This window comes from Ulvibacter litoralis (assembly GCF_900102055.1).
GTDB classification, from domain to species: Bacteria; Bacteroidota; Bacteroidia; order Flavobacteriales; family Flavobacteriaceae; genus Ulvibacter; species Ulvibacter litoralis.
Genome location: NZ_FNBA01000003.1, coordinates 444,631 through 456,917 on the forward strand (window position 1 = coordinate 444,631; position 12,287 = coordinate 456,917).

Genomic DNA, 12,287 nt, shown 5'->3' on the forward strand with positions numbered 1-12,287 from the left:
AATGCGAAAAAAATAGCTGATTTAAACTCTAAGTGAGCCTCTAAAGGCTCTCCCTGCATAGTACGATTGTGCGCCATTGTGATATATAAAGACTCTTCCAAACCTGAAATCGCCGAAAATAGCACCTCCTAACGACCTTATACTGTCGGGTGTTTTTAGCCAACTAGATGTTTTAGCGTCAAAAGTTCCTAGTTTTTGAAGTGCTTTGTATTCTTGTTCGTCTAACAATTCAATTCCCATACTATTAGCCATGTCGATCACATTGTTCTTTGGTTTGTTCGCTTTTCTTGAGGCTAATGCCTCTTGGTCGTAACAAAGGCTTCTGCGACCTTTCGGACTTTCAGCAGCGCAATCGTAAAAAATATATTCGTCTGTTTTGGCGTCATAACCTACGACATTTGGTTCACCTTCAGTTTTTTCCATTTCATACAACGACCAAAGTTTTTCACTATTTGCCTGAAGTTTTACAAGCACTTTAGGCCATTCAAGCCCTTTATGTCGATTTGGGTTTTGGTCAAAACGAGATTTAAGCGTTTCTAAAAAAGGCTCCTGTTGTTCTGGTAACAATTCTTTTTTTGTTGCCATGGCGGTGTCGTTTTAGGTATAAAAAGTTTTAGCGGTAAAGTAATGTCTTATTTTTTAAAATCATCTTTACTCAAATTGTTATTGAACTTAATGTCTGACCAATTTACCTGTATCCATGGTTCTTCGGAAACATCTGCGTTCCAATTGGATTTTTTATAAAGTCTCTTAGTAGGAAGTAACATTCCATCCACTTCTTCGTACTGAAGTGTCATTAATCTTGGCGTATCTAGAACACCAAAATCGGCTACAGTAAATAGAAACTGATCAACTAAAGAGGTTTCTTTATTTATGTATAGTTGGTAAATATCTGTAGGTTTATTTTCAACAGATTGAAAACTTACTTTAACAACATCATACGCTACGTTATTAATTGTTTCCTCTTTTAAATATTCATAATTCACGCTTGGATCTGATAGTTTTTGAAACATGGTAAACCAATAAAAGTTAGTTGGTCTATTAAAGGCTACTTTTTTCAATCTTGTTGTGTCATTTAGAACCGTACCATTGTGTTTTAGCCAGTATTCACTACCGTCATATCCTTGTTCAATATGCCCTTCTAAATCGGCAAAAGTTCGTTCGTGTTTTTGATACGATCCGTACGAAAGTTCACCATCAAAAAGGTACTTTTCGGTTGAAATATCAGCCTTGCCATCGGGTGTTTGGTAATGATACGTGTAAACAACATCTTTATGTTCACGGAGTGTGTTATAATCACCTACTTTTTGCATCATAGTGTACACAAGTTCTTGACCTTTGTTCTGAAATGTAGGAGTTGCGGTTTCTACTGTTTCGGTAATTTCGTTTGACTTTGATTGATTCTTGTCGTTGCAAGATAAAAGGACAGTACTTAAGATAATGGCTGTTAAAAGGGATAATTTCATTTAGAATAATTTAATGTTTGTAAGCGTTTTTTGAAGTGCGTAGCTGTGTTACTTAATGCGGATTGCTTGTGTAATAAAAGAAAGACCTTGTTTTCCCATTGTAGAACTCATTAGTCCTTCAAATAAAGGTTCGGCGACATCTTTTGGGGTGTACCATTCAAATATAAAGTTACCTCCAGTGCCTCCCGAAGTGTCTTTTTCGTCTATAATTATTTCAGCAGTTTCCATAGGCGCTAAGTAAATAGGGCTTTTAATATATTCTCGAATAGATTCTCCATGTGTGTCATAGTGATTCGCTTTTGAAACATATATTGTATCTGAGTCGCTCGTATTTCTTAAACTTACCATTACGGTTAAATTATGTGTTCTTTTTTCTGAAAGACTGTAAATCTGTGAGTATATTGAAAGGTATGATTTACCAACTTCAAGGCTGTCTTTTTTAGGGATCTCTACGCTTCTTTTGGACCAGTTTTCGGTATGTATTTCACTACTTTTTTCTGGTTCAACACAACTTATTACACTCGTAATAAGAAGTAATAGTGCTACTATTTGCTTCATACGTTATCGGTTTTTTTGAATTATTCTGAAATAAAACGCTGTACTATATTCTTTTTCTTCAAAAAAGAAACAATTAAATGTTCTTTGCTTTTGAAGGTTTAACGGCTACATTGTTCTTAGTAGCTAAGGTACTATATTTTTTAACCAATAATAAATGAGAATGGTAAGAATGGAAACTTGTTTGAAGCTATTTTTATACTAATATCTCTTACTTATTTATAAGTAGTTCGTTGTCTGTATTTACTTTTTGGCATCGGAAATGAGTTTGTTTTTTGTAGTGATATAAAGCAAATTTGTAAATTCTTGAGCACCTTTGTTGTTTAAATGACCACAATTAAAAAATAGAGTGTCATTAAAACCTTTAGAGTAATTAATTAAACCAGGTATTTTTAAAGTTAGTTTTTCAAAATAATTTAAATTATTAGTGCTACTGCAATACGGAGAAGTATATAGTAATAATTGTATTTCATTTTTTTTACAAATCTCAATGAATTCGTTTAAAACACTATTTTCTTGCTTTATCGTTATCGGTAAATTGTGTCCTCTAAGAGGCGTTCTGTTTCCGAATTTTGGAGCAAATCCATTACTTGGAGCAATTCTAGGTTTTTTATTTATGAGCGATAAGAAGAACTCTCGAAAACCTATTTTGGGATCATTAATAGCATATCTATAAAAAGGAATATAGGTTAGTTTATTGAAGTTATTGAAATATTTTTTGACATGATTTTTTACAATAGGGTTACTAATAAAAGGCATCGCTTCAGAGATAACGATATTGGAGGGGTTTTCGCTTTCAAAATTAGTGTCAATCTGCAGGTAAATAGTTTTGACAGTGTTTTTAGCTATAAGAAGTTTCAATTGTAAAAGATTGTCATTTAATCCCGCACCTTCAACGCCTAAATTGATTGTTTTTTTGTTAGAAAGATTCTCAAATAGCTCGGTGTCAATGTGGTTTGCAACTCTAGAGGAACCTAAGAAAACAACATCAAAATTTTCATTCTCTGTCTCTATAATGTACTGCAGTTTGTTTCTTGGAGTTGCATTAATATATACTTGGGTGTATAAAAAATCACAGCAGTAGAGTAATGCCAAGGTTAGAGCAACAAGAGAAAATAAATAGGTGAGAAATTGTTTCATTATAATTAAAATTGAAAATAAATGAAATCAGTTACATTCGAATATACTCCTAATAAAATAATACTTACTAATGTCGCTATAATTTTTAAATGTATCCATTTACCAAAAAACGGATGTTCTTTCTCTCTAGCACTCCATTCTACTATTATAAAGCCTATTATTAATATCATTAATTCTGGAGCATACCTTTCTGTAGATAGATATTGAAAACCGCTTTTAAAATTAAAAGCGAATAGTTTTTGAATGTAATCGAATGCGATGGCAACAGAATCTGCTCTAAAAAATATCCAGCCTATAAGTACTAAAAAGAATGTAAGCAACATTGAATATAACTCTCGAAAACTTGGAATCATTTTTCCTTGAGAAACAATATTTAGATTTTTTCGATTTCGATTTGTTAACGACAATGGGATAAAGTACAAAGCATGTAAACCTCCCCAAACAATAAAGGTCCAATTTGCACCATGCCAAAATCCACTAACAAGAAAAATGATAAAGATATTTCTTAGGTTTATTAGTTTTGAAACCTTACTACCGCCAAGAGGGATGTATAGGTAGTCTCTAAACCAAGTAGATAAAGAGATGTGCCATTTTCTCCAAAACTCGGCAATGTCTCTTGAGAAATAAGGAAAGTTAAAATTTCTCATTAAATGGACTCCAAAAAGCTTAGAGGTTCCAATCGCAATGTCTGAATACCCACTAAAATCTCCATAAATTTGAAAAGCAAAATAAACGGCACCTAACAGCAACGTTAGGGAATTCATTTGTTCGTAATTTGAGAAAATTTCATTTACATATACTGCACAAGAATCTGCGATCACAATTTTTTTAAATAGCCCCCAGAGTATAAGGTATAGCCCATCTTTTGCTTCAGAAGGATTGAAAACTCTTTTCGAAGTAATTTGAGGTAGTAAGTTTGTCGCTCTTTCAATAGGGCCTGCCACTAATTGTGGAAAGAAACTTACAAATGCTGAAAAGGCGACAAAATCTTTCGTGGGTGTAAGTTTTCCTTTGTATACATCAATTGTATAACTTAGTGTTTGAAAGGTATAAAAGCTAATCCCGACAGGCAAAATAATGTTTAAAGAACTGGAATTAATGTCTCTTCCGAAGAAAGAAAAGGCTGTTGTAAAATTATCTAAGAAGAAATTGTAATATTTAAAAAAGCCTAGAAGACCAAGATTGACAAGAATACTAATCCATATTAAAACGAGACGCTTATTTTTCTCTTTTTCTTTTGAAAGTGCAATTCCTACAGTATAATCTACAAGGGTGCTGAATAAAATTAAAAATAAAAAACGCCAATCCCACCAGCCATAAAATAAATAGCTTGCTGCGACTAATAATAAATTCTGAAGCTTTAGACTTTTATTTGTAACAAACCAATAGAGTAAAAATACTATAGGTAAAAACAGCGCAAAGTCAATAGAGTTAAAAAGCATTCTATAGTAGCTATATTTTTCAACATGAAGCGCGACGCTTGTTTTTTTGAAATGTCTGCGGCTTAAAGAAGCAGTTTGCTTCAACTGTTAGTTAAGGTGACGAAAGTAATAAATTTTAACTTCAAAAGAATTATTAGTCATTATATATACTCGTTTCTTCGGAAAGATTTCTTTTCCATATGTATAACCATAAACAAAATACATTCCCATTTTTCAGTAAGAGACCATTTAATCTTTTTGTGTTAATTGATAAGTTAACCTGATTCACTGAAAACTTAGTGGGTTTCATTTAGTATTCAAATTTGATAGTAATAATACTAGCATATTTGCATTTTAAATTTAAATGAATACCGTCTTATGAAACAAAATACTATGCAGATTAAAAAGACCTACACATTACTTCTTGCTGTGGTAATGAGTCTTATTTTAAGTGAAAAATCTTTTTCTCAAGATTTATATGATATAACTACAATCCAAACCATTGAAATTGTTTTTGCTCAATCTAATTGGGATGAACTTTTAGACATTCAAATGGCAGGAGATAATGAGTATACTGAAGCCGAGTCTGTTACTATTAACGGTGAATTGTTTGAACAAGTAGGAGTGAAGTACAAAGGGAACAGCTCTTACGACCCAAACTCTAACAAAAACCCTTTTCATATAGAACTTGATACTTATGTTGATCAAGATTATCAAGGCTACAAAGATATTAAGTTGGCAAATGTGTATTTTGATCCATCGTTTGTACGTGAAACAGTATCGTACAACATCGCTGGGCAATATATGGATGCGCCCCAAGCGAACTATGCAAATGTGTATGTAAATGGAGACTTAATGGGATTGTATACCAATACTGAAGCTATTACTAAAAGATTTGTAGACAATCGATTTGGTTCAAAAATAAATGCTTTTTTTAGTTGTAGTCCTCCAGATGGAGCCGGTCCAGGTTCTAACAATTTTCCTAATCTTCAGTATTTAGGAACGAATAGTAGCAGTTATGATGATGCGTATGAAATTAAATCTGATGGAACTGACGACTGGAACGACTTAATAGAATTGACTAATATTTTAAACAACGATATTACAAATATTGAATCTGTATTAGATGTTGATAGAGCTCTTTGGATGCTTGCTTTTGATAATGTTTTGGTGAATTTAGATAGTTATATAGGACAGTTTAAACAAAATTATTATTTATATGAAACTGATTCGGGTGTTTTCAACTCTATAGTTTGGGATTTAAATATGTCCTTCGGAACCTTCGGAATGACGGGTGACGGACCTCCATTAAATTCTACAGCTCAAAAAGCGCAAGTAAGCCATTTGTTGCATTTAAATTCAACAGACTTTCCGTTAGTGTCAAAATTATTAGCAGTGCCAACCTACAAAAAAATGTACTTAGCACATTATAAAACCATTCTAACAGAAAATATAACCAATTCGAATTATTTAACATTGGCGAACGATTATCAAGCAATTATAGATGTTGCCGTACAAGCAGATACAAATAAGTTTTACTCTTATGCACAATTTTTAGGAAACATCACTACAGATTATAACCTTGGTCAGAACACCGCTTCCGGACTAACAAACTTAATGGAGGCTCGTGGAACTTACTTGTCTGGGTTGTCCGATTTTACGGCAGTGCAGCCTAGCATTTCAAACGTACTTCCTTCAAGCACCAATCCTAATGTAGGCGATGTCGTAACGTTTACTTCTTCAGTAACTAATACAAATACCGATGCTGTGTTTTTAGGGTATAGAACCAATCAATATGCGCCATTTTTAAAAGTTCAAATGTATGATGACGGAGCTCATAATGACGGAGTGGCTGGAGATGATGTGTATGGAGTGGATGTTACTTTAACAAACGATTATACACAGTACTATGTATATGCAGAGAATAATACCATAGGGTCTTTTTCTCCAGCGAGAGCTCAACACGAGTTTTACACGCTTAATGCAGCGTATGTGCCATTAGAAATCGGTGCTTTAGTAATAAATGAATTGATGGCCGATAACGATTCAACCGTAGCTGATCCTGATGGAGAGTATGATGATTGGATAGAATTGTATAATAACAGTACAGAAACAGTAAGCTTAGATGGCTTGTATTTGTCTGACGATGCGACCGATTTATTAAAATGGGAGTTTCCTGATGGACTTTCTTTAGCTCCTGATAGTTATTTAATAGTTTGGTGTGATGAAGATTTAGATCAAGATGGTTTGCATGCTGATTTAAAATTATCTTCTGGAGGAGAAAGTGCTATTTTATCCTATGCAGACGGTACAATCATAGAGGATATTACTTTTGGAGAACAACAAACGGACATGAGTTATTCTAGAATACCTAACGGTACAGGAGATTTTGTAATAAAAGAACCAACTTTTGAGATTGATAACGAAACTGTGTTAGCTATCGATTCTTTCGATGCGGAACTCTCGTTAACATATTATCCAAACCCAACAACAAACCTTCTTAATATCGAAAATGCAACAAATGCCATTACATCGGTAAAGGTAAACTCAATGGTTGGACAGCTATTATTTAATCAAGATTATGATAGTACTTCTTTAGTCCAAGTAGATTTTTCAAGCTTTAGCAACGGAACTTATTTTGTAATAATTAATGAAGGTACTGTTTTAAAAATCGTGAAAAACTAAATATTAGGTTGTATTTTTTTATTGAATTATTGTTTTTTTTGAAAAAGCTTCACGGTCATTCGTGGAGCTTTTTGTTTTATAAGAATTTTGAAGTACTACAGGGCTAATTCTCTAATTTAAAATTTGATGATTGTAAGTATATTTAGATAGAGTGGCTTTACGATAAACTTTGTTTTATGTCCTCTAAAATTTCAGAAACAAGTATCAAGTCAAGTGAAAAGTATCTATAAAATAATTTTAATGATTCCTATATCTAGTTTGAAAATTGTCAGGATGCATTATAAAACTAGAATATTTTTCATAATATTTAGTTAAAATGTTATATATTTAAAAACACACTTGAAAAATGAGTCTGCGACAAGACCAGCGATTTGTTTAGGTGAATATTCACAGATTATAATAGATTAATTGCTTTTATTATTTGTTACATAATTTAATTAATCTATAACACAGACCTACCCATTTTAATTTTGAAATATAATTCTAAATGATTAAACATAGCCCCCATTTCTTCGAAGCCATTTCGAGTTTAAAGAAAACTTTATTCACTAAAAGATATTAGTAAATAGTGTTTCATGGGAAAATCTACAAAATCTTTTAGGAATAGGTATCTACCTTTTATAGTCACATTACTATTTATAATGGTTGCTGTATTGCTTGTGATACAGCGAAGTATTTCTTTTCAAAAACAAGATGCTTTTTTAATAAATAAATCAGGGAAGCAACGAACTTTAAGTCAGAGTATCGCCAAAATCGTGTTTTCACTCGATAATGAGTTGGATGAAACTGCAAAATTAAATTCATTAAGAAAAATTACGGACGATTTTGAGAACACCCATAACTTTCTTGTAGCCAATAATTCTGAAGTCACAAATAGTAAGAATATAGATTCTTTGCTTAGCATTAGTGAAACATATTTAAAAAAGATAATAGCTTCTTCTAGGAATATTAGTAATAATCCTAATTCTGAAAACTTCAAAAATGATTTAAAAACGATAGCTGAGGTAGAGCCCGCTTTTTTAGCTGCCACAGATGATTTAGTAAATGCATATCAAAAACAGTTAGAGATAAAACTCCAGAATCTAAATCTTACCATTTATTTATTAGCCATCTTATCGGTGTTATTATTAATAGGAGAGTACTTTTTTATTATTGCTCCGAGTTTTAGACAACTCATTAAAAGAAATAGAGAATTAACGAAGGTAAATGAAGATTTATCTATTTCTGAAAATAAATTAAGCCTTTCTCAAATGGCTTTAAATAGAGCCCATACTGAGTTGAAATCCATATTGAATACCGAGATTGTCGCAATAGTTTCTACGGATAATAAAGGGATTATCAATCATTTTAATTCTGGTGCAGAGCTTTTAATAGGGTACTCTGCTTCAGAAATGATTGGAAAAAAAGAACCAGAGATTTTTCACATAGAAGAAGAATTGGATAAGTTTAGAGTAGATATTGCCGAGCGCTATGGTCTAGATGCTGAAGGTTTTGATCCTTATTTAGAGTTAGCAAAAAGAGGAGAGTATGACACGCGTGAATGGACGTTTCGAAGAAAAGATGGCTCTACCTTCCCTGTTCAACTTACATTAGCCGCAGTTAAAAATGAAGAAGGTGAAAAATTAGGTTTTCTTGGTGTTTCGTTTGATATCACCGAAAGAAAAAAAGCAAAAGATGAATTATTAAAGAAAAATCAATTATTAAATTTTGCTGAAGAAATCACCTTAATGGGCCATTGGCAATGGGATACGGTTGTCGATAAAGTGCAGTGGTCTAATAATTTGTATAATATCTTCGAGCTTGACAGCGAAACGATTGACTTAAATTTTAATACATATTTTGAGTATGTTCACGAAGACGACAAAGATCTTGTTACTGAATATTTTGAAAATGCCATAAATGGTAAAGGGTTTACAAATTTTACTCATCGTATTTCTACTAACGGAAAAATTAAAACAATTCAGCTTTTAGGAGAAGTCATCACCAACGATAAGGGTAATGTTATAGAACTGATTGGTACTTGTCAGGATATAACGCAACAGCGAATGGCAGAAAATAAATTTAAGGGGTTATTAGAGTCTGCTCCCGATGCCATGATAATTATTAATGAAAAAGGGAAAATTCAACTAATCAACAAACAGGCCGAACAGTTGTTTGGGTATTCTGCTTCAGAATTAGTAGAAGAATCTGTTGAAATCCTAATACCGAAACGATTTATATTAGACTATGAGCTTTATAGAGATAATCATTTTGGAAGTCTTAATGTTCGAGAAGCAGGAATAGAGAAGGAATTGTTCGCAAAGAATAAGGAAGGAAAAGAAATTCCAATTCAAATGAGTATGAGTCCTCTTCAAACGGAAGAAGGGTTATTAGTTTCTGCGGCGATACGTGATATTACTGTGCAAAAACAAGCAGAAAATGAACTGTTACGAAAAAATCAGCTATTAAATCTTTCTGAAAAGATAACGTTAACAGGTAATTGGCATTCAAATATTGCTGAAAACACAGTAAAATGGTCCACTAATTTTTATCACATCTTAGGAGTTTCAGAAGATACAGAGGTAACATTTGGTACTTATCTTGAGTTTGTCCACCCAGAAGATAAGGAACGAGTGCATTTACATTACCAAGAAACTCATAAAAGTAAAAATTTTACAGATTTAATACACCGTCTCAAATTATTAGATGGAACTGTAAAAATAGTAAAACTTCGAGCTGAGATTAATGTCGATACATTTGGTAATGTTACTGATGTAATAGGAACCTGTCAAGATATTACTCAACAACAGATGGCTGCGGATAAATTTAGAGGTCTGTTAGAGTCTGCTCCAGATGCAATGGTTATTGTAAATGAAAGAGGGAAAATTCAATTAATAAATAAACAAGCCGAAAAGTTGTTTGGTTATTCTGCAATAGAATTGCTAGATAAGTCTGTAGAGGTACTTATTCCTGAGCGATTTGCTAATGGTCATGGCGTATATAGAGATCACTTTTTTGCAAACCCTAAAGTCAGAGGAATGGGAGTTGGAAAAGATTTATATGGAAAACATAAAGACGGAAAAGAAATTCCTATTCAAATAAGTTTGAGTCCTATTGAAACCGAAGAGGGATTACTAGTCTCGGCAGCAATACGCGATATTACATTACAGAAAATAGCAGAGAATGAATTGTTGCAAAAAAACCAACTATTAAGTTTTGCCGAAAGGATTGCTATGATGGGGAATTGGAAATGGAATCTTATAACCAACGAATTAACTTGGTCTACAAATCTCTATGATATTTTTGAAGTGGAGGAAAGTACAGATGTAATGTTTGATACCTATTTTAACTTTATTCACGAAGAGGATAGAGAAATGGTAAGTGAAAGTATACAAGAATCATTGAATGGTCTTTTGTTTAATAAGGTAGTACACCGCATCAAGTTACATAGTGGAATCATAAAAACAATACAACTCTTAGCGGTAGTGAGCCCTGATAGTAATGGGCAAATAACTGAAATTATTGGTACCTGTCAGGATATTACCGACCAGCGATTGGCGGAAACTGAATTGCTTCGAAAAAATAAACTATTAACTTTTGCCGAAGAGATCACTATGATGGGGAACTGGCAATGGGATCTTGTAACCAATGGAGTGAAGTGGTCTGCAAATTTATATCGAATTTTTGGTGTTGATAAAGATACAGATCTAACGTACACTACCTATTTTAATTTTGTTCACCCAGACGATAAGGATTTTGTAGCTAAACACGTAGAAAAATCATTGGAAGCTAAAAAGTTTGAAGATTTATTGCACCGCATCAAATTAGAGGATGGTACGGTAAAAACAATCCAACTTTTAGCAGAGATTATCACAAATGATAAAGGAGAGCTCATTGAAATAATTGGTACGTGTCAAGATGTTACACAGCAGAAAATGGCAGAAAACAAATTTAGAGGACTGCTAGAGTCTGCCCCCGACGCCATGGTAATTGTAAATGGTAAAGGACATATACAGCTTATTAACAAACAAGCAGAAAAGTTATTTGGATATACTGTTGAAGAATTATTCGGGAAACCTGTAGAAACTTTAATACCTGAACGATTTACTGGGAATCGAAAGCATAAAGGTCACAGAGATAGTTTCTTCGCTACTCCAAAGGTTCAGGCCTATGGCGTTGGAGATGGAAAAGAACTGTTTGGAATTAATAAAGAAGGAAAAGAAATTCCAATACAAATAAGTCTGAGTCCGCTAGAAACAGAAGAAGGATTACTCGTTTCTGCGGCAATACGTGATATTACCGAGCAAAAACTAGCTCAAAATAAGATACTCCAAGCTAAAGAGAACTTAGAAGTCTTAACCAAACATCTTACAGATCAAAATATACAGTTGGAAGATTTTGCACACATAACCTCACATAATTTACGATCACCAGTAAGTAATTTAAATGCCCTTTTACATTTGTATGATATTGCTGAAAGTGAAGAGGAAAGAAAAATATTGTTTGAAAAGTTTGAAATTGTAATTGAACACCTTACGTCAACATTAAATACATTAATTGAAGCTTTAAAAACGAAAAAAGAAGGAAATAAATCAATTGAATTAATTGATTTTGAGGAGGTATTGGATAAAACAAAAGAAATTATTTCAGGTCAAATCATTAATACGAATTCAAAAATAATCAGTGATTTTTCCAAAATCCCAAAAATTAAATACCATAAAACTTATTTGGAAAGTATTTTTCTTAACTTAGTAACGAATGCTATTAAATACAAATCCCCAGATCGAGATCCAGAACTATTTATAGAAACGGAGACTAGTAACGGAAAAATTAAAATTACCTTTCGCGATAACGGATTGGGTATAGACTTAGAAAAACATGGACATAAATTATTTGGATTGAACAAAACATTTCATAGACACCCAGAAGCAAAAGGAGTAGGATTGTATTTAACCAAAATACAAGTTGAATCTATGGGAGGTTCTATTTATGCAACCAGCGAAGTAAATAAAGGCTCTGTTTTTACCATAATTTTTTAATA

Annotated in this window: 7 protein-coding genes; 2 read left to right on the plus strand and 5 right to left on the minus strand. The window is 32.7% G+C overall.

The features are described from left to right. Positions 1-21: 21 nt before the first annotated feature. The 5 genes from BLQ00_RS12120 to BLQ00_RS12140 all read right to left on the minus strand — a co-directional run bounded on the left by BLQ00_RS12120 (position 22) and on the right by BLQ00_RS12140 (position 4,603). Positions 22-585, minus strand: a complete 564-nt coding sequence (locus tag BLQ00_RS12120) for a DUF4256 domain-containing protein (RefSeq protein ID WP_093144561.1) — start codon at positions 583-585, stop codon at positions 22-24. A gap of 47 nt (positions 586-632) precedes the next feature. Further along, on the minus strand, positions 633-1,466 hold the full coding sequence (locus tag BLQ00_RS12125; protein ID WP_093144562.1) for a hypothetical protein: 834 nt from the start codon (positions 1,464-1,466) through the stop codon (positions 633-635). A 48-nt stretch (positions 1,467-1,514) separates the two neighbouring features. Beyond that, positions 1,515-2,024: a DUF3124 domain-containing protein gene (locus tag BLQ00_RS12130; protein WP_093144563.1), complete on the minus strand. Its 510-nt coding sequence runs from the start codon at positions 2,022-2,024 to the stop codon at positions 1,515-1,517. A 240-nt stretch (positions 2,025-2,264) separates the two neighbouring features. Beyond that, the gene (locus BLQ00_RS12135; RefSeq protein ID WP_093144564.1) at positions 2,265-3,161 is read right to left on the minus strand and encodes a hypothetical protein; all 897 of its coding nucleotides are present in this window, start codon (positions 3,159-3,161) and stop codon (positions 2,265-2,267) included. Positions 3,162-3,166: 5 nt separating this feature from the next. Beyond that, positions 3,167-4,603: an MBOAT family O-acyltransferase gene (locus tag BLQ00_RS12140; protein ID WP_093144565.1), complete on the minus strand. Its 1,437-nt coding sequence runs from the start codon at positions 4,601-4,603 to the stop codon at positions 3,167-3,169. A 357-nt stretch (positions 4,604-4,960) separates the two neighbouring features. Between BLQ00_RS12140 and BLQ00_RS12145 the strand changes: the two genes are divergently transcribed. Together BLQ00_RS12145 and BLQ00_RS12150 are read left to right on the plus strand one after the other, a co-directional pair. Continuing rightward, positions 4,961-7,267 (plus strand): CotH kinase family protein, encoded by a 2,307-nt coding sequence (locus BLQ00_RS12145; RefSeq protein WP_217629430.1) that lies wholly within the window; start codon positions 4,961-4,963, stop codon positions 7,265-7,267. Positions 7,268-7,842: 575 nt separating this feature from the next. Further along, positions 7,843-12,285, plus strand: coding sequence for a PAS domain S-box protein (locus BLQ00_RS12150; RefSeq protein WP_093144566.1), 4,443 nt, complete (start codon positions 7,843-7,845; stop codon positions 12,283-12,285). The last annotated feature ends 2 nt before the right edge of the window (positions 12,286-12,287 follow it).

Bases quoted from the DNA above. Each gene is read 5' to 3' on its own strand.
- BLQ00_RS12120 (WP_093144561.1), bottom strand. From the start codon at position 585: ATGGCAACAAAAAAAGAATTGTTACCAGAACAACAGGAGCCTTTTTTA.
- BLQ00_RS12125 (WP_093144562.1), bottom strand. From the start codon at position 1,466: ATGAAATTATCCCTTTTAACAGCCATTATCTTAAGTACTGTCCTTTTA.
- BLQ00_RS12130 (WP_093144563.1), bottom strand. From the start codon at position 2,024: ATGAAGCAAATAGTAGCACTATTACTTCTTATTACGAGTGTAATAAGT.
- BLQ00_RS12135 (WP_093144564.1), bottom strand. From the start codon at position 3,161: ATGAAACAATTTCTCACCTATTTATTTTCTCTTGTTGCTCTAACCTTG.
- BLQ00_RS12140 (WP_093144565.1), bottom strand. From the start codon at position 4,603: ATGCTTTTTAACTCTATTGACTTTGCGCTGTTTTTACCTATAGTATTT.
- BLQ00_RS12145 (WP_217629430.1), top strand. From the start codon at position 4,961: ATGAAACAAAATACTATGCAGATTAAAAAGACCTACACATTACTTCTT.
- BLQ00_RS12150 (WP_093144566.1), top strand. From the start codon at position 7,843: ATGGGAAAATCTACAAAATCTTTTAGGAATAGGTATCTACCTTTTATA.